This window comes from Nonomuraea sp. GTA35, assembly GCF_041950525.1.
In the GTDB taxonomy this organism is placed as follows: Bacteria; Actinomycetota; Actinomycetes; order Streptosporangiales; family Streptosporangiaceae; genus Nonomuraea.
The window spans coordinates 998,842-1,024,783 of record NZ_JBGNUV010000003.1 but is presented as its reverse complement, the minus strand read 5'-3'; the positions used below and the strand labels follow the sequence as shown (position 1 = coordinate 1,024,783).

Genomic DNA, 25,942 nt, shown 5'->3' with positions numbered 1-25,942 from the left:
TGACGTTACGCGGACTCCCGGCTTTCTTCCACCGCACGGGTGATCGAATCGAGATCGTGGCCGCCCTCGTACCGCACGCCGTTGACGAACAGCGTCGGCGTGCCGCGCACGCCGCTGTCGCGGCCGGACGCCTCGTCCACGCCGACCCTGGCGACATGGCCGGCCACGTCGGACCAGGGGACGACGTCCAGCTCGGCGGCGTAGTGCTCCAGGTCGGCGTCCGTGAGGAAGCGCTGGTTGTCGTAGAGGATGTCGTGCATCTCCCAGAACCTGCCCCGGTCGGCGGCGGCCTCCGCGACGATCGCGGCCGAGGCGGCGCGCGGGTGCAGCGTGCGCAGCGGGAAGTGGCGGAAGACCAGCCGCACGTCGGGGTTCTTCCTGAGGATCTCCTCCAGGATCGGGTGCAGCCGGCCGCAGTACGGGCATTCGAAGTCGCCGTACTCGACGATCGTGACCCGGGCGTCGGCGGGGCCGCGTACGTGGTCGCCGGGGCCGACGGGGACGGCCAGCGTGGTGGGCAGGTCCTCGGCCGGCTCGGCCTCGGGCGGCGCGCACACGCCGCCCCGGTCCCACGCCATGCGGAAGATCAGCCAGCCCAGCGCGGCGGACAGCAGCGAGCCCGCCAGGATGCCGATCTTGGCCTGGTCGTGCAGCGCGGGGTCCTCGAACGCCAGGTCCACGATGAACAGCGCCACCGTGAACCCGATCCCCGACACGGCGGCCCCGCCCAGCAACTGCCCCCACACCAGGTTCCCCGGCAGCACGCCCCAGCCCAGCCGCAGCGGCAGCCAGGTGCCCAGCGAGATCCCGGCGACCTTGCCCAGCAGCAGCCCCAGCGCCACGCCGATGGCGACCGGCGAGGTGGCGGCGGCGCGCAGCGTCTCCCCGTCGAGACGGACGCCGGCGTTGGCCAGGGCGAAGACGGGCACGATCACGTAGCTGCTCCACGGGTGCAGCCGCAGTTGCAGGCGCTCGTTCACGGAGACGGCCCGCTGGACGCGCAGCGCGGCCTGCCTGGCGGCCCGCGCGCTCGGCTCGCTGGTGAACTCCTGCACGGCCTCCCCGGCGAGCAGCAGCTTGTGGTCGGTGGGGGCGTACACGAAGACGAGGATCCCCAGCGCGATGCCGATCAGCGTCGGGTGGATGCCGCTCTCCAGCGTGGCCACCCACAGCGCGAAACCCAGCACGATGTACGCGGGCGCCCGCCAGATCTTCAGCCACCGCAGCGTCATGATGGCCGCCAGCAGCAGCGCGGCGGTGATCAGCGCGGTCACGGACAGGTCTTCGGTGTAGAAGAGCGCGATGATGATGATCGCGAGAACGTCGTCCACGATGGCCAGCGTCAGCAGGAACGCGCGCAGCGGGTCGGGGCAGCGCGCGCCGGCCACGGCGAGCAGGCCCAGCACGAAGGCGGTGTCGGTGGCGATCGGCACGCCCCACCCGCCGGCGCCGGGGCCGCCGTAGTTGAGCAGCAGGTAGACGCCCGCCGGCACGAGCATGCCGCCGAACGCCGCCACGGCCGGCACGGCGATCAGCCGCCGGTCCCTGAGCTGCCCGAGCCGCACCTCGTAGGAGACTTCCAGGCCGATGAGGAAGAAGAAGACGGTCATGAGGCCGTCGTTGACCCAGTGGCGCAGGTCCAGCGAGAACTGGGCGTCGCCGAAGGAGATGCCCATCGAGGTGTGCCAGAACGCCTCGTAGGTGCCGCCCCACGGCGAGTTCGCCCAGAGCAGGGCCAGCGCGGTGGCCACGAGCAGCACGCTGGTGCTGCCGGCCTCGGTCCGCAGGAACGCGCGCAACATCGTAGATCTCCCCCCGGAGATCTGATCCTAGAGGCGCCGTCCGGGTGCTCCCGCGCCGCACCCGGCTAGAAGAACAGGTAGAAGGCCGCGTCCCTGGCCAGCAGGAAGCCGACGATCGCGATGCCCCAGCTCAGCATCGACGACGAGTGTTTGACCAGCCAGGCCCGCAGCCGCTCCAGCTTCGGCTCCAGCCACTCGCCCGCCGCCGCGCGCAGGGCCATGAGCAGCAGCGCCGGAAGGATCATGATCAGCACGTACGCCCCCAGCAGCGGCGCCCACTGGGTCACCGCCAGCCCCGAGGTCGTCATCATGCCGATCGCGGCCAGGTACGGCACCATGGTGGCCACTTCCAGCACCCCGGCGGTCAGCCCCACCAGCACCATCGTGCGCGGCCCGCCCACCTGGGGCTCGAAGGTGCGCTCGGGCAGGCCCCGCTTGGCGCGCCACTTGGGGTCGAAGCGCCAGCTCAGCGCGAACAGCCCCACGCCGAGGACGAGCTGCGCGGCGTAGGCGGCCTTGCTGTCGAGCGCGTCGCCGAAGGTGTCCATCGCGGTGGCCAGCCCGAGCATGAGCACCGCGCCCACCAGGAAGTAGAACACCGCCATGGTGGCGAGGTAGACCAGCAGCCGGGCGGTCCGCGAACGATCCAGGCTGAGCATGAGGTAGACGGGGATGGCGAGGGTGCCGAAGCTCGTGCTGTCGAGCACCGCCAGGCCCGCGAGGGCGAGCAGCAGCGCGATGGTCATGAGGAGATCATGCTGAACGGGGGCGGGTGCCCGCCTCCTTCGCCGGATCGAACCTGGTGTACATCCTTCTGCTCACGTGGAGCCTGGCTGCCCACCCTCCCGCCCGCGAGACTCCGGGAGCGGCTCGTCGCCGGCACCCTCGGCCTCACGGGCATCGGGGTGAGCTGAGGCTTGCTACAGGTTACGCAGGTAGGCCAGGGACGGCGCGAAGAAGTACTCGCCGCCCTTCATGGTGACCGTCTGGGCCACCTGGGCCTGCGGTACGGACATCTCGGGCTTGCCCCACGCCTTGGGGAAGGTGACCTTGATGTCGCGCTCGCCCTGCCCGATGACGGGGTCGTGACCGGTGGCCTCGACCTCGAAGTTCGGGTTGTTCGCCCAGCTCTGCTGGGTGAACTCGAACTGGTCGAGCAGGCTGCTGTTGAACGCCATGAACAGCAGCCCGACCTCCCCGCTCGGCCGGTTCTCCGGCGGCGAGTCGTCCCACGGCTCGTCGGTGCGCTCGCCGTAGGTCTGGCCGCGCCGCGCCATGAGCACCTCGCGCCCGAACGAGCGCGGGTTGGTCTTCCTGACGTGCCCGGCGAACGGGCACTTCGAGCCGTCGTCGCCGTCGAAGGTGAAGTCGTTGGCGACCGGCCCGCCGCCCGGCTTGGGCTTGAGCGTCAGGGGCGTGCCGTCCTTGAAGCGGCCGACGAGCATGGCGCCCGCCCGCTCGCGGTCCACCCCGCTCAGGCCCAGGTCGTCGGCCAGGTCCCGCTCGATCTCCTTGAACGCCCGCACGTTCTGCTCCAGCTTCCTGAACACCAGGTAGCTGCCGTGGTGGCGGACGGGGTTCGGCGCGAACGGGTCGGGCACCAGGACGTTGCTCAGCGGGAACGCCGGGTCCCAGTGCTCCTTCGGCTCCCTGTCCACCTCGTCCTTCAGGAACAGCGGCTGGCTGCGGCCGTCCACGTAGCCGAAGTGCTCGATGCCGTCGCCGGCCGGGTTGCGCATGCCCTGCCCCCGCTCCTCGCCGAGCAGCCGGGCGCTCTCCGGCAGCTCGCCGAGGATCTCCTCGCGCAGCCGCTCCACCGGCTCCGCCTCCGCGTCGCCGATCAGGATGACGGCGTGGATCTCGCGCTGGTAGGCACGCTCCCACTCCTCCACCGCAGGGTCGTTCACCTCGGCGACCCGCCGCTTCATGCCGTCGCGGAAGACCGGGTCGCCGAACTTGCGCACGTCCTCCACCGAGTGGCCGAGGTCGCGGTAGCCGGCCTTGCTGATGCCGATGCCGACGTACGGGGTTCCGCGGTGGCGGCCGGCGGCGAAGTCCCGTACCTCCTGCATGTGCTTGCGTGCCGACTTCATCTTCGTGGTGGCGACCCAGCGCAGGAACGCCCTGCCCTCGGCCACGTCGTTGAACCGGACGAACAGTACGGACAGCTGCTCGCGCACGTGCGCCCGCAGGATGTTGGGCTGCAGGTTGTCGAGCATCGCCTTGGTGTCCGCGTCGAGCGTGGCCGAGTCCCAGGCCAGGGGTCGTGCGTTGTTCAGGTCGACAGGCATTGCCGTGTCCCTTCCCCGTTCGCGATGAAATCGGGCCCCCTGAACGCGCCACGGCGGAATCGCTCCCCGGCGATCCCCCGTCTTCCGACGCGCCCCACCAGTACGACTCGCGAGCAGACGGGAAAGTTTCCAGGAAAGGGACAGGCCGCGTTTCCCGATCAGCCGACGGTGAGCGAGGTCCGCGCCACGCTGCCGTTCTTGCAGCGCACGGTCACGGCGTGGGTTCCGGCCTCGGCCGCCTTCAGGCTCGGCGACCAGGCCACGGTGGGCGTGCCGGGCAGGTTCCTGGCCGGGCTGAAGGCGGCGGAGGTGACGTCGCGCACCTGGGAGCCGCTGCAGACGGCCGTCACCTTCACCCGCGTGCCCGCGGCGGCGGTGGCGGGGGAGACGCCGACGCCCGCGTTGATCGCGGCCAGGGCGTTGCCGCCGTCCGGCGGGGTCGTGGCGGTGGAGGTGGGCTTCGGGGTGGAGGTCGTCGAGGTGGGCCTGGGCGTGGAGGTCGTCGGGGTGGGCTTCGGGGTCGCCGTCGGCGTGCCGGTCGGGGTCGGCGCGGGCGAGGGGTTGCTCTGCCCGAAGACCACGTCCGAGCAGGAGTAGAACGCCTCGGGGCTGTCGCTGCGCTGCCAGATCGCGTAGATCAGGTGGCGGCCCTGGCGGGACGGGAGCTTGGCGGTCATCGTGTAGTAGCCGTCGGCCACCGTCGGGTTCGTCACGGTGTGGAAGGGCGTGGACTCCAGGTCCGACCACTTCAGCGGCTTGGCCGGGTCGTAGCCGTCGTCGGTGATGTACAGCTCGAAGGCGCCCTTGTGCGGGGCGGTCGCCCGGTACTTGAAGGTGTGCGTGGCGCCGCTGGTCATGGTCGTCGCCGGCCAGTCGGCGCGGGCCTGGTCGAAGCCGCGGTACTTGTCGCGGCCCGCGCTGCACAGCTTCCCGTCGGGGATGATCTGGCGGTGCCGGCCGGCGGCGTCGGCGATGTTGACCTCGTTCCAGTCGTACAGGGGCTGGGTGCCGCCGGTCGCCACGGCCTGCTTGCACGCGGCCGACCTGGGGCTCTCCGGGCCCTCGCTGTAGCAGACCATCGTGCGGCTGGGCGGGTTGCTCATGGTGCCGTGGGCGGAGGCGGCGCCGGGGACGACGGCGAGCACGAGCAGGGTGGGGGCGGCCAGGGTGGTGGCGACGAGCGCCTTGCGGTTGATCTGCATGCAGAACACCTTGGAGCACCGATAATGCCGAAATATCGGGCTTAAGTGTCCTTTAAGGCTGGCTTAGACAGCTTTTCAAGCCGCAACCACACCTGCACCTGGGCCCCGCCCAGCGACGAACGATCCAGCCGCAGCGAGCCGCCGGTCGACTCGGCCAGCCGTCGCGCGATGTCCAGCCCGAGCCCGGTGGACCCGCTCCCGCTGGCGCCCCGCTCCAGCGCCGCCTCCGGGTCCGGGATGCCGGGCCCCGCGTCGGCGACCAGGATGCCGAGCACGCCGCGGCCCTCGTGCAGCGTGACGCTGAACGCCGTGCCCTCCGCCGTGTGCCGGAACACGTTCCCGAGCAGCGCGTCCACCACCGCCGTCAGCTCCCCGGCCGGCACGGGCGCCCGCACCGGCAGCGTGGCCCCGACGAGCTGCCACGGCCGCCCCTGGTCCTCGGCCAGCGCCGACCAGAACGCCAGCCGCTCGCGCAGCACCTCGGCCGCGTCGCACGACCTGCCGAACGACCGGTCCCCGCGTGCGGGGCGCCGGGCCGCCGAGATGATCGTGGTGACCTCGCCCTCCAGCCGGGCCAGCGCCTGCCTGCTGGGCTCCGCCTGCGGGCCGAGCTGGTCGAGGCTCAGCTTGAGCGCGGTCAGCGGCGTGCGCAGCCGGTGGGAGAGGTCGGCGGCCAGCTCCCGCTCGGCCGCGAGGAGGTGGGTGACGCGGTTGGCCATGGTGTTGAAGGCGTTGGCCGCCGCCTTGAGCTCGGGCGGCCCGTCGGGGTGGATGCGCTCGCTCAGATCGCCGGAGCCGAGCGCGGTGGCCGCCGTGCCGAGGCGGCGCGAGGCCCGTACGACCCGCGCCCCGAGCCGGTCGCCGACCAGCACCGAACCGAGCACGAGCACCACGGCCACGCCCGTCAGCACCGCCCAGGAGGACGGCACGCCCCGGTTCAGGTCGTCGGCCGGCACGAACACCTCGATCACCGCGCCCCGGTCGCCGTCCAGCGCCACGGGGCGCAGCAGCACGTACCCGCCGTCCAGCTCGACCGTGCTCGCCCTGGTCCGGGCGGCGGCCACGGCCACCTGCGCGGCCGGGGCGCGCGACGTGCCGACCGTCGCGCCGCCGTTGACGTGCACGGCCAGCAGGCCGCGCCGTCCCGCCTCGGTGCGCGCCATCGCGTGCCCGAGGTCGTCGCCGCTGGTCGTCAGCGCCAGCACCGGCACCAGCGCCGACGCCTGCCGCTCGGCGCCCGCGACGGCCCTGCTCTGCGCGGTCTCCCTGACGATCAGCGCCAGCGGCACCAGGAAGGCCAGCGCGACCATCGAGGTGACGGCGACCATCAGCACCGCGAGGGTCCGCCTCATCGGGGCCCGCTCATCGGGGTGCTGACAACATGAACCCGACGCCGCGTACGGTGTGCAGGTAGCGGGGCCGGGAGGCGCTCTCGCCGAGCTTGCGGCGCAGCCACGACAGGTGCACGTCGATCGTCTGGTCGTCGCCGTAGGCGAGCCGCCAGACCTCGGCCAGCAGCTCCTTGCGCGTGACCACCCGGTCGGCGCGGGCGGCGAGGTAGGCGAGCAGGTCGAACTCGCGCCTGGTCAGCGCCAGCGGCCCGCCGTCGAGCGCGGCCTCGCGCCGGTCCACGTCCACGACCAGGCCGCCGACCGCGATCGTCCGGGGCGCGGGCGCCGACCTGGCCCGGCGCAGCACGGCGTCCAGCCGGGCGCTGAGATGGTCGCCGGAGAACGGCTTGACCAGGTAGTCGTCGGCGCCGGCGCGCAGCAGCCTGACGATCTCGGCCTCGTCGTCGCGGGCGGTGGCCACGATGACCGGCACGTCGGAGATGCCGCGCACCATGCGCAGCGCCTCCGAGCCGTCCAGGTCGGGCAGGCCGAGGTCGAGGATGACGGCGTCGGGAGGCGACTGCGAGATCTCCCTGAGCGCGTCGAGGGCGCAGCCGGCGCTGCGGACGGCGTGCTCCCGCCTGCCCAGCTCGTGAATGATCGCCGATCTGACGAATTCGTCGTCTTCGACTACGAGAACCGTCGCCATGGGGCCCCACCGTACATAATGCGTCTCATGCGTCGAGCCCTGAGATATGCGGCGATCTGGTGCGGAGCCACCGTGGTCGCGGTGTCGGTCTCGTGGTTCGGCGTGCGTGACGTGCTGCGCGAGGAGTTCGTGGACGACGTGGACGTCGAACCGTTCCTCGCGCAGACGATCGCGGCGGGCGAGCGGCCCGGAACGCGCGCGCCCGCCGCGCCGACGTCTCCCGCGCCGACGTCCCCCGCGCCGACGTCCCCCGCTTCGACGTTCCCCACTCCGACATCCGTCGAGCAGGCGCCTGCCACGCCGGCGCCGCGCAGCACACCGAAGGAGCAGCGCACCACGGCTCCGGTGACGAAGAGGCCGGGGACTGCGGCGCCCACGCCGTCGCTCAAGGTGGTGAAGGTGAAGGGCGGGGAGGTGGCGTTCACGATCGGCAGGGAAGGGTGCCGCCTGATCTCGGCCACCCCGGTCAGCGGCTACACCGCCAAGATCGCCCGCGCCGACGGCTGGATCCGGGTGGACCTGGTCAAGGGCGAGCACGGCACGGGCGTGTTCTGCATCGGTCACGAGCGGCGCACCGACACCTGGGAGTACTGATGAGGAGCCGACGCTGGAGCCGGTCGAGCGGCACCCGCGACACGCTGCTGCGCGCGGCCCGCGACGTCTTCCTGGCCAAGGGGTACGCCGACGCCACGGTCGCCGACATCGTGGAGGCGTCAGGGATCAGCGTCGGCAGCCTGTACCACCACTACGGCGGCAAGCCCGGCCTGTTCCTGGCACTGTGGGAGCAGTTCATGCGCGGGCAGGAGGAGCGCACCTCCCGGGCGGCGAAGTCCGTCAGGGAGGCGGGCGAGGCCGAGAAGTTCCTGGCGGGGGCCCGCGCGTACCTGGAGGGCTCGTGGGAGCAGCGCGAGGTGGCCGGGCTGTTCCTGGAGAGCGACGGGCCGGTCGAGTTCGCCACGCTGCGCAGGCAGCGCGGCTGGAACTGGATCGGCGGCAACAAGCGCCTGCTCGGCCTGGACGACTCGCGGGAGAGCCAGGTGCTGGTGGTGCTGCTGACGACCATGATGGGCGAGGCCGGTCGCGCGGTGGCCGCGTGCGAGTCGGAGCCCGACGCGACGGTGACGATCGACGAGGTCATCCGCCTGGTGAGGCGGCTGCTGCCTACGACTGAAGGTGTAGCGGCGCCGACTCCCTAGAGACGATTCCGTTCGCCCCGGGCCGTGGCAGCGTGGCGGCATGGACGCACTCCGGAGATCGCTGGGCGGGCTGTCGCTGCTCTACGCGCTGGTATTCGTGACGTTCGCGGTGCTGCACGCCGGAGTCGGGCTCGGGCCCGTGCGGGAGCCGGTGATCGTGCCGGCCGCGATCGTGGAGACGCTGTGCTGCGTGGTGCTGATCGGCGGCGGGTACGGCGCGCTGGCCCGGCGGGCGTGGGCCTGGGACGGCCTGATCTACACGCACGCGGCGGCGCTCGGCGGAGTGCTGCTCGGGATCCTGGCGCTCGCCTTCGGCCCGGAGGCGGGCAGCGCGCTGCTCACCTGGTACCACAGCGTCATGGCGGTCGCGCTCGCCGCCGGGCTGAGCGGCGCCTTCTACGTCTCCAGGGTGCGCAGGTAACCGGCGGCCTCGGGCAGGCGCTCCTCGCTGAAGACCCGGATGCCGTTCCGCTCCAGCAGCGCTGTGGTGACGCCCCGCCCCGGGGTCCTGCGCCCCTGGAACGTGCCGTCGTAGATCGCCAGGGCCCCGCACGAGGGGCTGCCCTCCTTCAGCACCGCCATCCGGATGCCGTGCGCGCGCGCCACGGCCAGCGCCCCGCGCGCGCCCGCCAGGAACTCGGCCGTCACGTCGGACCCGTCCGTCGCCAGCACGCGGGCCGCGCCGGCCAGCACGGCCTCTCCGCCCGCACCGCCCTCGATCTCCGCGGCGAGCCTCGGGACCGGCAGCCCGCCCTCCACCTCGGGGCAGAACGGCACCAGCCGCCCCTCCTCGCGCCACCCGGCGAGCCAGGCGTCGGAGCTGGTCTTCGCGCCGCCGTCGTAGCGCACCTTGCGGCCCATCAGGCAGGCGCTGACGAGGATCTTCTCCACGTACCCGATCCTATGAGCGCGATCGGCAGCAGCGAGACCCCGGCCAGCCCGGCGGCCACCCAGAACGTGTACGGGAACGGCTGCGCCACGCCCGCCCTGGTGAACACCTGCAGCAGCACGGCCAGCAGCGCGACCCCGAACGGGGCGGCGAGCCGTAGCGTGATCGTGCTCAGCGTGGTCGCCGCCGGGATGGCCGCAGGCTCCAGCGTCCGGTACGCGGCCGCCATCACCGACGTGGCCACCAGCCCGTGGCCGAGCCCGAGCGCGAACATCGGCACCGGCCCGCCGCCGGTCAGCACGAACCCCGCGATGCTCGCCACCACCAGCACCACCCCCGCCGCTCCGACGCCGCGCGGCCCCCTGCTGTCGGTGAGCTTGCCGGCCAGCGGCATGGTGATGGCCGCGCCGATCCCCATCGGCGCCAGCAGCAGCCCCGCCTCCAGCGCGGTGCCGCCCTCGGCGAGCTGGCTGTAGAGCGGCACGAGCACGGTGAAACCGAGCATCGCGGCCGAGTAGCACGCGAGGGCGAGCACCGCCGCGGCGAAGGTGCGATCGCCGAACAGCCGCAGGTCCAGCAGGGACGTGTCGCGCAGCGACCGCCAGGCGAAGGCGGTCACCAGGGCCATGCCGATCCACAGCGCCGGGTGCAGCAGCGAGGCCCCGTTGCCCACCTCCGACAGCCCGTAGATCAGGGCGGCCAGGCCGGGCGACAGCAGGGCCAGGCCGAGCACGTCGAGGCGCTGCCGCTGTCCCGCGCCGCTCTCACGGGGCAGCAGCAGGAACGCGGCCAGCAGCGCCACCGCGCAGACCGGCACGTTCACCAGGAACAGCCACCGCCAGCCGGGGCCCTGCACGAGCAGCCCGCCGAGCGGCGGCCCGAGCACGGGCACCAGCATGGCGGGCACCGAGATCAGGCCCATCGCCCGGCCCATCCGCTCCTTGCCCGCCGCCTGGGCCAGCATCATCTGCCCGACCGGCTGGAGCAGGCCCCCGCCCACCCCCTGAACGACGCGGAAGACGACCAGGCTCCCCAGCGACCAGGCGGCGGCGCAGAGGGCGGAGCCGGCGACGAAGAGCGCGAGCGAGCCGAGCCAGACGTGGCGCACGCCGAACCTGCCGACCGCCCAGCCGGTGACCGGGACGGTCATCGACAGGGCCAGCAGGTAGCCGGTGGCCGCCCACTGGACGCTGGCGAGCGTGGTGTGGAAGTCGCGGGCCAGGGTGCCGAGCGCGACGTTGACGATCGTGGTGTCGAGCATCGTCATGACGACGCCGAGCAGGACGACCAGGCCGGTGGCCGGGAAGGGGGTTCGTACGGCGTATCGCATGTCGTACACCGTATCAGTTTCGTACGCTGTCTAAAATCGGTCCCGTGACATCGATCTGGTCGAGACCGACCCCGCCCCGCCGCCCGGTGCTGACCCGGGAGGCGATCGTCGCCACGGCCATCGCCGTGGCCGACGCCGAGGGGCTCGACGCCGTCTCGATCAGGCGCGTGGCCACCGAGCTGGACGCCCGCGCGATGACGCTGTACTCCTACATCGAGCGCAAGGAGGACCTGCTCGCGCTGATGGCCGACGAGATCGCCGCGGAGGCGGTGGTCGAGGAGCCGCTGCCCGGCGACTGGCGCGAGGCGCTGCTGCTGCTCGCCCGGCGCGAGCTGGAGCTGGTGCGGCGGCATCCGTGGCGGGTCGACCTGATCTCCCACCGGGTGGCCGTGGGGCCCAACGGGCTGCGGCACGTGGAGCAGAAGCTGTCGGCCTTCGACGGGCTCGGGGTCGACCGGCTGACGGCCTGGCGGTTCCTGGCGACCTTCAACGACTACATGACCGGGTTCGTGGTCAGGCAGGCCGTGGAGCGCCGCTCGCCCAGGGAGCGGGGGATCGACGACGCCGAGCGGGCCGCGCTGGCGGAGCCGTACGTCAGGGAGCTGATCGAGAGCGGCGAGTTCCCCCGGCTGGCGCCGATGATCGAGCAGGGCGTGCAGGGGGCCGACGACAACTTCGAGCGCGGGCTCAACTGGGTGCTCGACGGGATGGAGGGCTCCATCGGGGGCGGCGATACCGGGCGATAGCCTTACCCCCGATGAACACCACCGTCTCCACGATCGTCATCTCCGGCTCGCTGCTGCTGATGCTGATGAGCCTGATCGTCGCGATCCGCGACCGGCCGATGGGCATGGTGCTGCTGGTGGGGTTCGCCCTGCTGGAGGTGGCCGTGCTGGTGCAGGCGGGGTTCGTGGTCGCGGGGGTGGCCGGGGGGCAGGGGCCCGACGACAAGGTCACGCTGTTCGGCTACGTCGGCGGCGAGGTGCTGATCCCGCCCGCGGGCGTGTTCCTGGCGCTGGCCGAGCGCAGCAGGTGGGGGCCGGCGATCCTGGCCGTGGCCGGGTTCGCGGTCGCGGTGATGACGGGCCGGCTCCTGCAGATCTGGCAGGGCACGGCGTGACGACCGCCATCGGCTCCGGGCCCGGCCGGGCACTGATCGCGGTCTACGGGCTGTTCTCGCTGGCCGCGGGGGCGCGGGCGGCCGTGCAGATCGCCACCAGGTTCGGCGAGGCGCCGCTGGCGTACTCGCTGTCGGCGTTCGCGGCGCTGGTCTACATCCTGCTCACGGTCGCGCTCTGGCGCGGCGCGCGCCGCCTGGCGCTGGTGGCGCTCGGCATCGAGCTGGCCGGCGTGCTGATCATCGGCACGCTCAGCCTGCTGGACCAGGCCGCCTTCCCCGACGAGACCGTGTGGTCGGCGTACGGCAGGGGTTACCTGTTCATCCCCCTCGTGCTGCCCCTCGTGGGCCTGTTCTGGCTGCGTCGAAGGCGTTAACGCCCGGCGTGCCGGGGCAGTGGCAGACCCCATGAGCACGATCGAACATTCCGAAGATGTCAGGGTCCCCGTCCGGGTGGCCTACAACCAATGGACGCAGTTCGAGAGCTTCCCCGAGTTCATGGAGGGCGTGGAGTCGGTCAAGCAGCTCAGTGACACGCGTACGGCCTGGGTGGCGGAGATCGCCGGTATCAGGCGCGAGTTCGAGGCGGAGATCACCGAGCAGCACCCCGACGAGCGCATCGCCTGGCGCAGTGTCGACAAGCCGCACCAGGCCGGTGTGGTGACCTTCCACCGGCTCGACGACGACACCACCAGGGTCACGCTCCAGATGGAGTACGACCCCGAGGGCTTCCTGGAGACCGCGGGCGACAAGCTGCAGCTCGTGCGCATGCGGGTGATCGGCGACGTGAAGCGCTTCAAGACCTTCATCGAGTCGCGCGGCGACGAGACCGGCGGCTGGCGCGGCGACGTGCCGGGGCCGCACCAGCGCGAGCACGAGCAGGGCTCCACGTACGGCGGCAGCGCTCGCAACGTGCCCCCGGGCACGGTGGGCGGCGACTACCCGCCTGCTGGTGGTGGCGGGGCTTCGCCGGGCGGCACGCTGCCGCCTCCGGGGCCGGTGCCTCCGGGCTCCACGGGCACTCCCGGGGCTCCGGGCGGCCCGGGGACTCCTCAGGGGCCGGGGCAACCGCCTCCCCCTGTGCTGTGAGCTGCCACAGAACCCCCGGAGTCCGGCTCCGGGGGTTTTGTCATGCCTGAGGGATGTTCGCCAGGAATAAATGCATATTTCGGTCCTGTTAAGGTGTCATTCGTCCCATGATTTGATGAGTGGAGGACCGTTCCCGACATGAGCGTGCTCGCCCAAGAGTCCCGAGGCAGAACCACCCCGCTGGCCTGGCTCCTCGTGCTGGGAATCGTCCTCGCCGCACTGAACCTGCGCACCGGCGTCACGAGCGTCGGCCCCCTGCTCGACCAGCTCTCCGCCGGCCTCGGCATGTCGAGCGTCGGCACCGGGCTGCTGACCACCCTGCCCGTGCTGGCCTTCGCCAGCGTGGGCGCCATCACCCCGACGCTGGCCAGGCGCGTCGGCGAGCACCGGCTGCTGCTGCTCGCCCTCGTCACGCTGGGCACCGGGCTGCTGGTCAGGTCGCTGGTCGGCTCCGCCCCGGTGTTCCTGCTGAGCAGCGCCGTCGCGCTGTCCGGCGGCGCCGTCGGCAACGTGCTGATCCCGACGCTGATCAAGCGTCACTTCCCGGCCCGCACCGGGATCATGACCACCGTCTACACCACGGCCCTGGCCGCCGGCACCATGCTGGCCGCCGCCGCGACCGTGCCGATCGAGCGCGCTTCGGGGGACTGGCACATCGCGCTCGGCGTGTGGGCGGCCCTGGCCGCTGTCGCCGCCATTCCGTGGCTTGCGCTGCTGCGCAGTGAGCCGGAGCGGGACACCGGCGGCCGGGACGCGGGCATCCGCAGCCTGGTCAAGAGCAGGCTGGCCTGGATGATCGCGGTCTACTTCGGCACCCAGTCGATGATCGCCTACATCATGTTCGGCTGGCTCGCCACCATCCTCACCGACGGCGGCTACACCACCTCCGAGGCCGGGGTGATCCTCGGCGTGTTCACCGCGCTGAACATCCCCGTCTCGATCGCCGTGCCGATGATCGCCTCCCGCTTCCGCGACCAGCGTCCCACCGTCGTCGGGCTCGTCGTGTTCTACGTGATCGGCTTCCTCGGGCTGTGGTTCGCGCCCGCCTCCACGGCCATGGTCTGGGTCGTGTTCATCGCCGTGGGGATGGGGTCGTTCCCGCTGGCGCTGATGATGCTGGCGCTGCGCACCCGTACGCCGGAGACCACGGCCGCGCTGTCGGCCTTCGGGCAGAGCGCCGGCTACCTCATCTCGGGCGCCGGCCCGCTGCTGGTGGGCGTGCTGCGCGAGGCCACCGGAGGGTGGGCGGTGCCGTACACGCTGATCTTCGTGGTCCTCGCCGCCCAGCTCCTGACCGGCCTGTACGCCGGCCGCAACCGCTACCTGGAGGACGAGAGAATGGCCGGGTGAACTCCACCCTCGTCACCTTCCCCAGCGGCCTGACCAGCGGCCGCTCCACGATCGTCGAGGCCGTGCCGGTGGGGGAGCGGCACGGCCTCGTCGTCTCCGAGACGCCGTTCCACCCCCTCGACCACACCTGGCCCGACCAGCCCGCCGACCGCGGCACGATCGGCGGCCTGCCGGTCGTCGACTGCCTGACAGGAGCCCGGTCGGACACCGGCGAGATCTTCCTCGGCGCGGACATCCCGGCCCGGCGCGGCGCCGAGGGCTGGGACTGGCTGGTCGTCCACGTGACCGAGACGGCGCTGCCCGCGGGGGCGGAGGTCGACCTGGAAGTGGACGCGGGCTTCCGCGCCGCGCTCTGCGCCGGCCACACCGCCTGCCACCTGGCCGCGCTCGCGCTCAACGCCGCCCTGGCCGACCGGTGGCGCAAGCAGACGCGGCCCGACTCGCTCGGCCGCCCCGACTTCGACCAGGCGGCCATCACCTCCTCCCGCATCACCCCGCACGGCAGCGTGGACGTCTACCGCCTGGGCAAGTCGCTGCGCAAGAAGGGCTTCTCCGCCGAGGACCTGGACCCTGAGAAGCTCGCCCGGCAGGTGAACGACCGGCTCGCGGCGTGGGTGGCCGCCGACGCGCCGGTCCACCTGGAAGTGCCGGACCGGGGGCTGACGGCCCGCCGCACGTGGCACTGCTCGCTGCCGGAGGGCGAGGCGTCCATCCCGTGCGGCGGCACCCACGTCAGCCGCACGGGAGAGCTGGCCGGGATCGTCGCCGAGCTGTCGCTCGACGACGTCACGCTGACCATGCGCACCGGCCGCGCCGGCTGAGCTCAGGACGGCTTGAGGTGGCCGATCTTCTCCGGGTTGGCCACCACGTAGATCGTCTCGATCTTGCCGTCCCTGATGAGCAGCGAGATGACGTTGATCACCTGGCCGCCCGCCGAGATGACGATGGCCGGCGCGTTGTTCAGCGTCTCCAGCGCGAACGACAGGTCGGTGAGGTCCGCCCTGCCGATCGAGGCCATGAACTTGGCGATGTTCGCCGGGGTGTTGATCGACTGCAGGTAGCGGCCCACGTTCTCGGCACCGGTGATGACCCGCAGCGCCGCCCTGGCCTTGCCGCCGCCGTCGCTGACCATCGACACCTGGTCGGAGAACAGCTCGATCAGCGCGTCCAGGTCGCCGCCCGCGGAGGCGCCCATGAACCGCTCGGTGATCCGCCGGCGCTCGTCCCTGTCCACGTCGAAGCGCGGCCGCTTGTCCCGCACGTGATCCCTGGCCCGCCGGGCGAGCTGCCTGGTGGCCGGCTCCGCCCGCCCGATGATCTGCGCGATCTCCGCGAACGGCAGGTCGAACGCCTCCCGCAGGACGAACACCGCCCGCTCCAGCGGCGACAGCGTCTCCAGCACCACCAGCATCGCCATCTCCACGGAGTCGGCCAGCTCGGCGTGCTCGGCCACGTCGGGCGCGGTGCTGATCGGCTCGGGCAGCCACGGCCCCACGTACGACTCGCGCCGCGACTTCGCCCACCGCAGCCGGTCGATGGCCAGCCGCGAGGTCACCGTGATCAGGAACGCCTTGGGATCCTCGACGGCCGACTCGTCCACTCCGGACCAGCGCAGCCACGCCTCCTGCACGACGTCCTCGGCATCGGACACGCTGCCCAGGATCCGGTAGGCGACGGCGACCAGCACGCCTCGGTGATCCTCAAATGTCGACATGAAACCTAAGACGTACCACGACAGCCCCGGCGTGACACAAGGGGTTCAGAACTCCGTTACACTTGTTGATCGCAAGGGGCTATAGCGCAGTTGGTAGCGCGCCTCCATGGCATGGAGGAGGTCTGGGGTTCGAATCCCCATAGCTCCACCCCTCGCGGCGGCACGTCGTACAGTGCCGCCTTTGCGGCTTCCCAGCAGGACGAGACGTCCTGGAGTCATACACATGGTGATCATCGCAGCAGAGACCTCGTTCGACGAGGCCGAGATCTTCGAACTGTACGACTCCGTCGGCTGGAGCGTGTGGACCCGCGACATCGCCAAGGTGTGCAGGGCACTGGCCGGCTCCCACCTCGTCGTCACCGCCAGGGACGGCGACGGGCGGCTGCTCGGCCTGGCCAGGACGGTGTCCGACGACGAGGTGATCTGCTACGTGCAGGAGCTGCTGGTCGACAAGGAGTTCCACGGGCAGGGCGTCGGGCGGCGGCTGCTGGAGCACCTGAAGGAGCGGTACGCGCACTGCCGCTACTTCGTGCTGACCACCGATCACGAGTCCACCCCCGACGGGCCCGCCAACCACGCCTTCTACCGGCGGCTCGGCCTGATCGAGCATCACGAGCAGGGGTTGTCGGCGTTCGGGCTGCCGGTGAAGAGCCTCTAGTCCGTGAACAGGCGGGCGAGGCTCTCGGGGAGCTCGTCGCGGTTCCGCGGCGTCACGGTGATCAGGTCGGCGTCGATCTGCGTCTTCAGCGAGGCGTGCGTGCGCTGGTGGACGGTGGCCACGATCGGGACGCCGGCCTCGAACAGCGCCACGCAGCGCGGCAGGAACGCGGGCGACAGCAGCTCCATGGGGCCGATCTCGTCGATGAGTGCCACGGCGCCCCGCGCGGTGAGCGCCTGCTGCATGGCAGGCAGCGCGATGCGCTCGAACGCGGGCACGTTGACGCCGTACCGGCCGACCCGCGGGCCGGTGACCCACGACAGGTGGGCCATCACGGCCTTGTGCCCCGCGAAGTCCTCCACGGTGAAGCCGGCCCGCTGCCCGCGCTCGCGCACCTCGTCGCTGAGGAAGCCGCAGATCGGCACGTGCGCCGCCCGCAGCAGGCCGGCGAGGCGGCGCACGACGGTGGTCTTGCCCGTGCGGGGCGGGGCGGTGAGCAGGATGCGCGGCCTGGACACGGCACCAGGATGGCAGAGCGGGCCCGCGCCGGGAACCGCGGGGCCTCCGGCATAAGTGCTCATCCCGTGAGCACTTCAGGGCGGAGAATGGGGTCATGCGAGCTGATCGACTGGTGGCCGCGCTGCTGCTCATGCAGGCGCGTGGCCGGGTGACCGCCGCCGAGCTGGCAGAGAAGCTGGAGGTGTCCGTGGCCACCGCGCGGCGCGACCTCGAAGCGCTGTCCTCCGCCGGCATCCCCGTCTACCCCCAGCCGGGGCGCGGCGGCGGCTGGGCGTTGCTGGGCGGCGCCCGTACCGACCTGACCGGGCTCACCTCGCACGAGGCCCAGGCGCTCTTCCTGCTCGCCGGACCGGCCGCGCCCGACGCGCCCGAGCTCAGGTCCGCGCTGCGCAAGCTGCTGCGGGCGCTGCCCCAGACGTTCAGGGAGGAGGCCGAGGCCGCGGCCGGCGCGGTGGTCGTCGATCCCGCCCGCTGGGGCGAGCCGGAGAAGGAGCGGCCCGAGCTGGTACGCGTCCTGCAACGCGCCACCGTGCGGCGGCGCCGGGTCAGGCTGGGGCACGCGGGACGCCGCGCCGGTGAGCGCACCGAGCGGCTGGTCGAGCCCTGGGGGCTGGTGGACAAGGACGACGTCTGGTACCTGCTGGCCGGGACCGAGCACGGGCAGCGCACGTTCCGCGTCGACCGGATCGTCGCGGCCGAGGTGACGGAGGAGGAGTTCGAGCGGCCGGACGACTTCGAGCTGTCGCGGGCCTGGTCGGGGGTCGTCGAGGAGATGGAGCGGCGGCGCTCCACCGTCTCCGCGACCGTGCTGATCTCCGCCCGGCTCCTGCCCATCCTGCGCGACCACTTCGGGCGGCACTGCGAGACTTTGGGGGAGACGGGGGACGGGCGGGTCCGGGCCCGGGTGGCCGCGCCGATGGCGCTGACGATCGCCGAGCAGCTCGCCGGGTGGGGCGCGCGGGTGGAGGTCGAGGAGCCCGACGAGGTCCGGGCCGAGCTGGCCAGGATCGGAGCCGAGCTCGTCGAGCGCTACTCCTAGTCAGGCATGGTCGAGGACAGGGCCGCGTGTTCCCAGCGGATCTGCTCCCACGCCTGCTCCACGTGCCGCCGCTCCGTCGCCGCGGCCCCGACGGCCAGCCGCAGCACCACCCGGCCGGCGATCCTCGTGTGCGTCAGGTACATCGACCCGCTCGCGTTGAGCAGCTCCATCAGCCCCAGCGTGGCCCGGTCCGCCTCCGCCGCGTCGTCCAGGGCCGGCCACAGGGGGCGGAAGCACACCAGCCCCAGCGGGTGCGGCTCGTGCAGTTCGAACCCCGGGTCCGCGGCGATCCAGCCCGCCAGCTCCGCCGCCAGCTCGACGCCCTTGCGGATGTGCGCCCGCAGCCCCTCGGCCCCGTACCAGCGGATCACCGACCACAGCTTCAGCGCCCTGAACCGGCGGCCCAGCGGCACCTGCCAGTCCCGGTAGTCCACGACGGAGCCGGTCGAGGTGGCGGTGTTCCTGAGGTACTCGGGCAGGATCGACAGCGCGCCCAGGAGCGGGCCGCGGTCGGCCGTCCAGAGCACGCCGCAGTCGAAGTTGGTCAGCAGCCATTTGTGCGGGTTCGTCGCGTACGAGTCCGCGTACTCGGCCACGCCGTCGTTCAGCCACCGGAACTCGGGACAGATCGCCGCGACCCCGGCGTAGGCGGCGTCCACGTGCAGCCAGACCCCGCGCTCCCGGCACACCTCACCGATGGCGGGCACCGGATCGACGGCCGTGGTGGAGGTGGTGCCGACGGTGGCGCAGACCATCGCGGGCACGGCTCCCGCCGCCGCGTCCTCGGCCAGCAGCCGGCGCAGGTGGGACGGGTCCATGGCCAGCGTGCGCGGGTCCACGTCCACCAGCCGCACGCCGGCCGCGCCCAGGCCGGCGATCCGCGCCGCCTTCTCCAGCGAGGAGTGCGTCTGCGACGTCACGTACAGCGTGTAACGCCGGTCGATGCCCTCGGCCGCGACCCGCCCCCCGCTCGCCCGGTGCAGCGCCGCCAGCAGCGCGACCAGGCAGGCACTCGACGCCGAGTCCTGGATGACGCCGCCGCCCGCCGCGTCGGTGCGGAAGCGCTCCGGCAGCCCGATCAGCTCGGCCAGCCAGTCGACCACCACCGTCTCCAGCTCCGTGCACGCCGGGCTGGTCACCCACAACATGCCCTGCACGCCCAGCCCGCCGGCCAGCAGGTCGCCCAGGACGGCCGGGCCGCTGGCGTTGGAGGGGAAGTAGGCGAAGAAGCCCGGGTGCTGCCAGTGCGTGATGCCGGGCAGCAGGATCCGCCCCAGATCCGACAGCACGCTCTCGAACGGCTCCCCGCGCTCGGGCGCGGACGCCGGCAGGGCACGCCGGATCTCGCCCGGCTTGACCTGGGACATCACGGGGTGGGACTCGATGCCGGCGAGGTAGTCCGCGATCCAGTCGATGACCTGCTTGCCGTGGCGGCGGAACTCCTCAGGGGTCATGTGAGGGCTCATCCGACCACTCTGCCGCCGCGGCAGCGGTTGGGGAAGTGGACGGGCCGGAGGCTTTCGCCCCCGGCCCGTTCTCTCTCAAGCGGTCTGGCGACCGCCGAGTGTCAGTAGTGGTAGCGCCGGTGACGCTTGCCGCCGATGGCCTTGCTGAGGTGGATGCCGCCGGGCAGGTGCACGGACACGTAGCGGCGGCCGTCGGGGGTGGTCGAGACGTGGAAGCGCCGATTGCCGAAGCTGTGACCGACGCCGTGCCGTGACAGGTTGATCCGGAACGGCCCCACTTTGATTGACTTGCGGTAGTGCCAGCCCATGCCCCTCCTCCGCCATCGTGCGCTCAAGAGGAAGAACGCGCGGGGCGGCTGCGCGGTTCCCGGCCCGCCAAGGTGCCCGCCAGGGCTTCGAGCGCGCGGGGGAAGGCACGGTCCGAGGGGGCGGCGTACCCGATGAGCAGGCCGTCACGTCCCTCGCCGTGCCAGAGGGGGGAGGCGGGGCGCAGGGCGATGCCGGCCCGCTCGCACGCGGCCAGGACCTCCGCCTCCGGCGGGCCGCCCGGGGGGAGCAGGAGGAGGGCGCGCAGGCCGGCGGCGACGCCGGGCAGGGCCGCGCCCGGCAGCACGGCGGACAGGCGGGCGCGCAGCCGCTCGCGGCGGTGGCGGTAACGCAGCCGGGCGGCGCGGATGTGGCGGTCGTAGTCGTGGGTCTCGATCAGCCTGGCCAGCACGAGCTGGCCGAGCACCTCGGTGTGGGCGTCGGCGTGCCGCTTGGCCTCGGTGACGGGGCCGATCAGCGCGGGCGGCACCGCCATCCAGCCCAGGCGCATGGCCGGGCCGAGGGACTCCGACGTGGTGCCGCAGTACACGACCTGCTCCGGCGCCGTGCCCTGGAACGCCCCGACGGGCCGGCGGTCGTAGCGGAACTCCCCGTCGTAGTCGTCCTCGACGACCAGCCCGCCCCACTCGCGCAGCGCCAGGCGGCGGGACGGGTGCAGCGGCACGCCCATGGGGTACTGGTGGGCGGGCGTGACGACCGCGGCGGCCACCCCGGGCGTGAGGGTGCCGGTCCGCGCGCCCAGCCCGTCCACCGGCAGCGGCACGACCTCGCGCCCGGCCCGTCGCACCACCTCGCGGTAGAAGTCGTGACCGGGGTCCTCCATGGCGAACGGGCCGCCGGTGACGGTGGCGAGCAGGTTGATCGCCTGGACGAAGCCCGTGGTGACGACGATCAGGTCGGGCGTGGTGAGCACGCCGCGGGTCCTGGCGAGGTAGGCGGCGAGCGCGGTACGCAGCTCGATCCGGCCGCGCGGGTCGCAGGGGCCGAAGACGGCGGCGGGCGCGGTGGCCAGCACGTGCCGGGTGGCCCGCAACCAGGCGCGGGCGGGGAAGGCGGACACGTCCGGCTGCCCCGGCCGCAGGTCGTGCACCGGCACGGACTCCTCCCGCCGCAGGCCGGGCGCCGGCGCGGCATCGGCGGGGAACGCGCCTGGCGGCATCCCCGGAGCGGACGGAGCGGCGGCGACCTCCGTGCCCGAGCCGGGGCGCGTGGCCAGGTATCCCTCCGCGACGAGCTGGTCGTACGCCGCGCTCACCGTGCCCCGCGACAACCGCAGCTCGGCGGCCAGCGCGCGGCTGGAGGGCAGCCGGGTGCCGCGCGGCAGCCGCCCTTCCCTGACCGCCTGCCGCAGCGCCTCCTCCAGCGCCCGCCGCCGCCCGCCCCGGGCGGAGAGCTCCAGATGCAGGTCCACCCCGGAACCGGCCCAATCTTCGCGCACGGAACCGGACCTTACCTCCGGTCCGGTGCCCGGGTTTACGGTGGATGAGCAGCCCGAACCAGGAAGGGAACGAGAGCCACATGATCGTGATCGCTCACCTGAGCGACATCCACATCGGCGCCACCCCCGAGAGCGCCGCCCGCGCCGCCGCCGTCATGCGTTACCTCGACACGATCCCCGGCGACCTGGACGCGGTGCTCGTCACGGGCGACATCGCCGACCACGGGGCGCAGGAGGAGTACGAGACGGCCGCCAAGCTGCTCGCCTCGCGGCACCCCGTCCTGGTGGGCCCGGGCAACCACGACGTCAGGCGGGAGTTCCGCCGCTCCCTGCTGGGCCAGGAGCCGGCGGACGGCCCGATCAACCAGGTCCTGCGCACCAGCCGCGCGGTCTACGCGATGTGCGACTCCTCCATCCCTGGCAGGGACGAGGGGCATCTGGACGACGAGACGATCGCCTGGCTGGAAGGCGTGCTGGACGGCAACACGGACCTGCCGGTGTTCGTGGCCTTCCACCATCCGCCGGTGAAGCTGCACGGCCCGCCGTGCGACGGGATCAGGATGCACGAGACGGCGCGGCTGGAGGGGCTGCTCGCGGGCCGCGGCAACGTGCCCGCCGTGCTCGCCGGGCACGCCCACACGGCCGCCGCCACCACGTTCGCCGGCAGGCCGCTGCTGGTCGGCGGCGGTGTGGTGTCCACGCTGACGATGCCGTGGGAGGGCGGGACGAGTTTCGCCACCTGCGTCGACTTCTCCCTGCCGCCGCTGATCGCCTTCCACGTGCTCGACGACGAGGGCCGGATGACCACGCACTTCCGCGCGGTCCCGTAAGGGGCGGGCCCAGGCGCCCGCCCCCACGGTGTCATCGTTCGGTGAGCTCGATGAACGTCACCGAGTAGGCGGGGAAGTCGTAGGTGAAGGCCGAGGAGAAGCCGCTCATCTGCCGCCGCACCGGCGCCACGCGATCCGGGTCGGCGATCGAGTTCGTGTCCGAGGGCGCGCCGGTCAGCGAGGTCACCGTGGCCGCCGGCCGGAACCGGGCGGAGCCGAGGTCCACGCTGCCGCGTACGGCCGTGTCCTGCGCGTTGACGACCTTCAGCGTCACCGACTTCCCGTCCCTGGACACCACCTGGTACAGCGGCTCGACCCGGGAGCTGTCCACGAAGTCGTTGACCTGCTGCCCGTCCAGCCACGTCGTGATCCGGCGCCCGCTGACCCGCACCTTCAGGTGGTGATCGCGGCCGGTCTCGATCGTGGTGGACGAGGTGGCGATCGAGGACTTGCCGCCGTTGACGGCCTTCTCGACGGCGGACTGGGTGTTGTTCCAGCCGCCGACGTTCCACCAGTAGAAGTTGCCGGTGTCGCGCACGCCGAACATCACGAGGAAGCCCTCGGCGCCGGCGGTCTTGCGCGCGGTCACCTCGACCGTGTAGTCCGACCAGCCGGCCGAGCCGGCCGTGGACCTGGCGTCCTCGACCTGCGCCGTCTGCGCGTACGCGCCGTCCTGCACCGCCCAGGTGCCGAGGCCCGGGGTCCAGTTGCCGGCACCGGCGGAGAAGTCGTCCGACAGCAGCACGGTCCCGTCGGCCGCGGTGACCTTGACGTCGTCGTAGCGGACCGCGGTGTTCCAGGCACCGAGGCCGACGGCTCCCTTGATGGCCTCGACGGGCCTGCTCGGGCCCTCGAACCTGCTGGGCAGCACGCGCTCGCCCACGTTCGTGGAGAACAGGCGCTGGACGTGGTAGCTCGGCGACCCGTACGCCTGGTCGTTGTCGAACCAGATCAGGTCCGGAGTCCAGTCCACGTAGTCCACGTTGGCCAGCAGCGGCGCGTACGAGGCCAGCTCCACCACGTCGGAGTTGCGTTCCAGCCCGGTCATGTACGACGCCTCGGCCAGCGCGTTGTAGAACGTGTTGCCCCTGGAGGCGTACTCGCCCACGAACACCTTCGGCCCCTGGCGGTCGTAGGCGTCGTAGCGGTGGTTGTTGGCCAGGAACCAGTCGGGGTTGTTGTAGTAGTGCTCGTCGACCAGGTCGGCCCGCTGGTCGCGGGCGAACTGCCACATGCGGTCGAACCAGGCGCCCTGCGACGTCTGCCCCGAGTTACTGATGATCTTGATGTCGGGGTGCTTCGCCCTGATCGCGTCGGCGAACTTCGGGTAGTTGGTGAAGAACTCCGGATAGATCTCCTCGTTCCCGAGCCCGATGTACTCCAGCCCGAACGGCTTCGGATGCCCGAGCTCGGCCCGCTTCTTCCCCCAGGGCGAGGTGACCGGCCCGTTGGCGAACTCGATCAGGTCGAGGGTGTCCTGCACCCACCGGGCCAGCTTGGCCTCGTCGGTCAGCGGCCGGTTCTCGCCGCAGCCGTTCACGCCGACCGACAGCACGGGCAGCGCCTCGGCCCCGAGGTCCTCGGCGAACTGGAAGTACTCGTAGTAGCCGATGCCGTAGCTCTGGTTGTAACCCCAGAAGTTGAAGTTCGCCGGCCGCTCCTCGATCGGGCCGATGGTCTCCTTCCACTGGTAGATGCGGCGCCGGTCGCCGGTCTCGGCGTACGGGTCGTAGGTGCCGACGTTGGTCACGCAGCCGCCGGGGAAGCGCAGGAACCGCGGCTTCAGGCCGGCGATCAGCTCGGCCAGGTCGGCCCGCATGCCGTGCCCCTTGAACGTGTCGCGGGGGAACAGCGAGACCATGTCCAGGTCGGTCCGCCCGGCGGGGGCCTGCACGACGAGCCGGCCCGCGTCGGTGGTGCCCGAGGCGGTGAACGACGCCCGGTACTTGGCCCAGCCGCCGGCCTTGACCCGCACGGTCACCTTGCCGAGCACGGTCGTGCCGTCCTCGGCGGTGACCGTGAGCGGGCCCGCCTCGGCGCGCCTGGCCCACACGGAGAGGTCGTAACGCTTGCCCTCGACGAGCGGCAGGCCGCGGTTGAACCCGGCGTTGCGCACGCCCGCCGTGCCCTCGCCCGTCACGTCGAGCCGCAGGTAGTTGCGGTTGTTGACGTTCAGCGGGTCCTCGCCGGTGACGACGGGCGTGACGGCGGCGCCGCGCTCGTCCTCGCTCCACGCGGTCAGGCCCGTGTAGGAGGGCTCGTCGACGGGGTCGAACTCGAACGAGCGGTTCTGCACCAGCTCGGCGTAGAGCCCGCCGTCGGCGGCGTGGTTGATGTCCTCGTAGAAGACGCCGTACAGGTTCGGGCTGACCTCGACGCCCTTGGCCCCGGTGTCCACGGTCAGCTCGCCCGAGGTGTAACCCTCGACCCGGAACCTGGTCGCGTCCGTGCCCATGACGAGCTTGCCGCCGCTGACGGCCAGGCTCCGCCCGCCGGAGGAGAGCGTGACCTTGCCGCCGCCCGCGTCCTTGAGCTGGAAGGGCGAGGGTTGCGTGCCCAGCCGGACGGGTGTGGTGGCCCGCAGGTACTTGCCGCTCTCGATGTCCTTGAGCGCGCCGCCGGGTTCGGCGGTGAGGACCAGACCCGTCATGGGCGCCCTGGCCGAGGCCCGCACGACGCCCGAGCGGTCGGCCGACAGGTACGGCGCCGCCGCCGCGCGCAGCGTGAACGGCCCTTCCGGCACCACGGCCGCCCCCTCGGCCGCCTTGATCGCGAAGTAGTCGAAGTCCGCCCGCATGGACGTGCCGTTCTGCGCCGACAGCCCGAACAGCCCGACCTGCCCGACCTTCAGGTCGGCGGTCATCCTGGCCGCCTGGACCCAGGCCGCGCCGTCCCAGTAGGAGGAGGTGAACTCGGCACCGGTCCTGGTCAGCTTGACGATCTCGGCGGTGGAGCCGGGCCTGGGCGCGAAGGCCGAGGTGAAGGCCGCGCCGACCTCGGTGGCCGTCTCGATCACCGGGCCGCCGGCGGACCCGACGTGGGCCAGGCCGGCGCGCACGTAGTTGTCCCAGTCCTGCCAGGCCAGCAGGCCCGCGCTCTGGTAGTCGAGCGTGACGGGGGCGCTGAGCTTGGTGACCACCTCGAAGTCGCCGTCGGGGACGTCCACGAGGAAGAGGTTCCTGGCGTTGTTGGTGGCCTGGTGGGTGTCGCCGGTCAGGGTGTCCAGGCGCAGGGCGCTGCCCGACAGGCTCCAGCGGGAGTCGTCCGGCGAGAGCACTGTCCAGTTCTCCCCGAGGGTGGTGCCGTCGAACTGGTCCACGACGGCGCCTTCGGGGATGGGGTCCGCCGCCTCGGCGGCGGCGGGTGCCGTCAGCAAACCGGCTAAGAGCAGGGCGGACAAGGCGATTCGCAACATGAGCTGGGGGGCTCCTCAGGTGTTGTTAGCGTTAACAATGGAGTGAGCGTTAACAACTGCGAACGGCGACAACGTAAGGAGTGCTCAGGGCGCACGTCAAGGCCCAGCCGTGTAACCCGACCGTAATGCGGCGGCCTATTGACGACACGTCTTGTTAGCGTTCACAGTCGGGGCCAAGCCAGGAAAGGAGCACGGCTGTGGGATCCACCCTGGGGCGCCGCCTGCCGGTC

Annotated in this window: 26 protein-coding genes and 1 tRNA gene; 13 read left to right on the top strand and 14 right to left on the bottom strand. The window is 72.2% G+C overall.

Translation table 11 applies throughout. The features are described from left to right. Positions 1 to 5: 5 nt before the first annotated feature. From nhaA to ACBJ32_RS18195, 6 genes are all read right to left on the bottom strand, one after another. Positions 6 to 1,802, bottom strand: a complete 1,797-nt coding sequence (gene nhaA / locus ACBJ32_RS18220; RefSeq protein WP_375127722.1) for a Na+/H+ antiporter NhaA — start codon at positions 1,800 to 1,802, stop codon at positions 6 to 8. Between the two features lie 65 nt (positions 1,803 to 1,867). Continuing rightward, on the bottom strand, positions 1,868 to 2,548 hold the full coding sequence (locus ACBJ32_RS18215) for a GAP family protein (protein ID WP_375127721.1): 681 nt from the start codon (positions 2,546 to 2,548) through the stop codon (positions 1,868 to 1,870). Between the two features lie 174 nt (positions 2,549 to 2,722). Beyond that, positions 2,723 to 4,093, bottom strand: coding sequence for a Dyp-type peroxidase (locus ACBJ32_RS18210; protein ID WP_375127720.1), 1,371 nt, complete (start codon positions 4,091 to 4,093; stop codon positions 2,723 to 2,725). Between the two features lie 158 nt (positions 4,094 to 4,251). Beyond that, entirely contained in the window at positions 4,252 to 5,295 is a 1,044-nt protein-coding gene (locus tag ACBJ32_RS18205; RefSeq protein ID WP_375127719.1) for a lytic polysaccharide monooxygenase, read from the bottom strand. A 41-nt stretch (positions 5,296 to 5,336) separates the two neighbouring features. Then, on the bottom strand, positions 5,337 to 6,647 hold the full coding sequence (locus ACBJ32_RS18200; RefSeq protein WP_375127718.1) for a sensor histidine kinase: 1,311 nt from the start codon (positions 6,645 to 6,647) through the stop codon (positions 5,337 to 5,339). A 10-nt stretch (positions 6,648 to 6,657) separates the two neighbouring features. Beyond that, a complete protein-coding gene (locus ACBJ32_RS18195) occupies positions 6,658 to 7,335 on the bottom strand; it encodes a response regulator transcription factor (RefSeq protein ID WP_375127717.1) in 678 nt (225 codons plus the stop codon). Between the two features lie 27 nt (positions 7,336 to 7,362). Here ACBJ32_RS18195 and ACBJ32_RS18190 point away from each other — a divergent pair, with 27 nt between their 5' ends. From ACBJ32_RS18190 to ACBJ32_RS18180, 3 genes are read left to right on the top strand one after another with little or no spacing between them, the layout of a single operon-like run. Next, complete coding sequence (locus tag ACBJ32_RS18190; RefSeq protein WP_375127716.1) at positions 7,363 to 7,929, top strand: hypothetical protein; 567 nt, start codon at positions 7,363 to 7,365, stop codon at positions 7,927 to 7,929. Continuing rightward, the gene (locus ACBJ32_RS18185) at positions 7,929 to 8,531 is read left to right on the top strand and encodes a TetR/AcrR family transcriptional regulator (RefSeq protein ID WP_375127715.1); all 603 of its coding nucleotides are present in this window, start codon (positions 7,929 to 7,931) and stop codon (positions 8,529 to 8,531) included. Before ACBJ32_RS18190 ends, ACBJ32_RS18185 begins: the two co-directional genes overlap by 1 nt. A 40-nt stretch (positions 8,532 to 8,571) precedes the next feature. Next, positions 8,572 to 8,952, top strand: a complete 381-nt coding sequence (locus ACBJ32_RS18180; RefSeq protein ID WP_375127714.1) for a hypothetical protein — start codon at positions 8,572 to 8,574, stop codon at positions 8,950 to 8,952. On the opposite strand, the gene ACBJ32_RS18175 is transcribed toward ACBJ32_RS18180, so the two are convergent. Both ACBJ32_RS18175 and ACBJ32_RS18170 read right to left on the bottom strand, forming a co-directional pair. Continuing rightward, positions 8,928 to 9,422: a DUF523 domain-containing protein gene (locus ACBJ32_RS18175; protein ID WP_357867214.1), complete on the bottom strand. Its 495-nt coding sequence runs from the start codon at positions 9,420 to 9,422 to the stop codon at positions 8,928 to 8,930. The two genes, ACBJ32_RS18180 and ACBJ32_RS18175, sit on opposite strands and share 25 nt — an antisense overlap. Beyond that, the gene (locus ACBJ32_RS18170; protein ID WP_375127771.1) at positions 9,392 to 10,750 is read right to left on the bottom strand and encodes a DHA2 family efflux MFS transporter permease subunit; all 1,359 of its coding nucleotides are present in this window, start codon (positions 10,748 to 10,750) and stop codon (positions 9,392 to 9,394) included. Before ACBJ32_RS18170 ends, ACBJ32_RS18175 begins: the two co-directional genes overlap by 31 nt. Positions 10,751 to 10,794: 44 nt before the next feature. Between ACBJ32_RS18170 and ACBJ32_RS18165 the strand changes: the two genes are divergently transcribed. The 6 genes from ACBJ32_RS18165 to ACBJ32_RS18140 all read left to right on the top strand — a co-directional run bounded on the left by ACBJ32_RS18165 (position 10,795) and on the right by ACBJ32_RS18140 (position 15,127). Next, the gene (locus tag ACBJ32_RS18165; protein ID WP_375127713.1) at positions 10,795 to 11,496 is read left to right on the top strand and encodes a TetR/AcrR family transcriptional regulator C-terminal domain-containing protein; all 702 of its coding nucleotides are present in this window, start codon (positions 10,795 to 10,797) and stop codon (positions 11,494 to 11,496) included. 11 nt (positions 11,497 to 11,507) lie between these two features. Next, positions 11,508 to 11,870: a hypothetical protein gene (locus tag ACBJ32_RS18160; protein WP_357867219.1), complete on the top strand. Its 363-nt coding sequence runs from the start codon at positions 11,508 to 11,510 to the stop codon at positions 11,868 to 11,870. Continuing rightward, positions 11,867 to 12,244, top strand: a complete 378-nt coding sequence (locus tag ACBJ32_RS18155; RefSeq protein WP_357867222.1) for a hypothetical protein — start codon at positions 11,867 to 11,869, stop codon at positions 12,242 to 12,244. The genes ACBJ32_RS18160 and ACBJ32_RS18155 overlap by 4 nt, the downstream gene beginning before the upstream one ends. Positions 12,245 to 12,275: 31 nt before the next feature. Then, positions 12,276 to 12,956, top strand: a complete 681-nt coding sequence (locus ACBJ32_RS18150) for an SRPBCC family protein (protein ID WP_375127712.1) — start codon at positions 12,276 to 12,278, stop codon at positions 12,954 to 12,956. 138 nt (positions 12,957 to 13,094) lie between these two features. Continuing rightward, entirely contained in the window at positions 13,095 to 14,306 is a 1,212-nt protein-coding gene (locus ACBJ32_RS18145) for an MFS transporter (RefSeq protein ID WP_357867228.1), read from the top strand. Next, positions 14,303 to 15,127: a metal-dependent hydrolase gene (locus ACBJ32_RS18140; protein ID WP_357867231.1), complete on the top strand. Its 825-nt coding sequence runs from the start codon at positions 14,303 to 14,305 to the stop codon at positions 15,125 to 15,127. Before ACBJ32_RS18145 ends, ACBJ32_RS18140 begins: the two co-directional genes overlap by 4 nt. A gap of 2 nt (positions 15,128 to 15,129) precedes the next feature. On the opposite strand, the gene sigJ is transcribed toward ACBJ32_RS18140, so the two are convergent. Continuing rightward, entirely contained in the window at positions 15,130 to 16,020 is an 891-nt protein-coding gene (gene sigJ, locus ACBJ32_RS18135) for an RNA polymerase sigma factor SigJ (protein ID WP_375127711.1), read from the bottom strand. A 75-nt stretch (positions 16,021 to 16,095) separates the two neighbouring features. Here sigJ and ACBJ32_RS18130 point away from each other — a divergent pair. Continuing rightward, positions 16,096 to 16,168 (top strand) — tRNA-Ala (locus ACBJ32_RS18130). A gap of 75 nt (positions 16,169 to 16,243) precedes the next feature. Continuing rightward, on the top strand, positions 16,244 to 16,678 hold the full coding sequence (locus tag ACBJ32_RS18125; protein ID WP_375127710.1) for a GNAT family N-acetyltransferase: 435 nt from the start codon (positions 16,244 to 16,246) through the stop codon (positions 16,676 to 16,678). On the opposite strand, the gene ACBJ32_RS18120 is transcribed toward ACBJ32_RS18125, so the two are convergent. Beyond that, the gene (locus ACBJ32_RS18120) at positions 16,675 to 17,196 is read right to left on the bottom strand and encodes a nucleoside-triphosphatase (RefSeq protein ID WP_375127709.1); all 522 of its coding nucleotides are present in this window, start codon (positions 17,194 to 17,196) and stop codon (positions 16,675 to 16,677) included. The genes ACBJ32_RS18125 and ACBJ32_RS18120 overlap by 4 nt on opposite strands. A 95-nt stretch (positions 17,197 to 17,291) precedes the next feature. On the opposite strand from ACBJ32_RS18120, the gene ACBJ32_RS18115 reads away from it, so the two are divergent. Beyond that, complete coding sequence (locus ACBJ32_RS18115; RefSeq protein WP_375127708.1) at positions 17,292 to 18,236, top strand: helix-turn-helix transcriptional regulator; 945 nt, start codon at positions 17,292 to 17,294, stop codon at positions 18,234 to 18,236. On the opposite strand, the gene ACBJ32_RS18110 is transcribed toward ACBJ32_RS18115, so the two are convergent. The 3 genes from ACBJ32_RS18110 to ACBJ32_RS18100 all read right to left on the bottom strand — a co-directional run bounded on the left by ACBJ32_RS18110 (position 18,233) and on the right by ACBJ32_RS18100 (position 21,467). Further along, entirely contained in the window at positions 18,233 to 19,690 is a 1,458-nt protein-coding gene (locus ACBJ32_RS18110; protein ID WP_375127707.1) for a pyridoxal-dependent decarboxylase, read from the bottom strand. The two genes, ACBJ32_RS18115 and ACBJ32_RS18110, sit on opposite strands and share 4 nt — an antisense overlap. 113 nt (positions 19,691 to 19,803) lie before the next feature. Next, a complete protein-coding gene (locus ACBJ32_RS18105; RefSeq protein WP_357867248.1) occupies positions 19,804 to 20,010 on the bottom strand; it encodes a DUF4236 domain-containing protein in 207 nt (68 codons plus the stop codon). A 23-nt stretch (positions 20,011 to 20,033) separates the two neighbouring features. Further along, positions 20,034 to 21,467: a PLP-dependent aminotransferase family protein gene (locus ACBJ32_RS18100; protein WP_375127706.1), complete on the bottom strand. Its 1,434-nt coding sequence runs from the start codon at positions 21,465 to 21,467 to the stop codon at positions 20,034 to 20,036. Positions 21,468 to 21,547: 80 nt separating this feature from the next. Here ACBJ32_RS18100 and ACBJ32_RS18095 point away from each other — a divergent pair, with 80 nt between their 5' ends. Beyond that, the gene (locus tag ACBJ32_RS18095) at positions 21,548 to 22,297 is read left to right on the top strand and encodes a metallophosphoesterase (RefSeq protein ID WP_375127705.1); all 750 of its coding nucleotides are present in this window, start codon (positions 21,548 to 21,550) and stop codon (positions 22,295 to 22,297) included. Between the two features lie 31 nt (positions 22,298 to 22,328). On the opposite strand, the gene ACBJ32_RS18090 is transcribed toward ACBJ32_RS18095, so the two are convergent. Continuing rightward, the gene (locus tag ACBJ32_RS18090) at positions 22,329 to 25,712 is read right to left on the bottom strand and encodes an alpha-L-arabinofuranosidase C-terminal domain-containing protein (protein WP_375127704.1); all 3,384 of its coding nucleotides are present in this window, start codon (positions 25,710 to 25,712) and stop codon (positions 22,329 to 22,331) included. Between the last annotated feature and the right edge of the window lie 230 nt (positions 25,713 to 25,942).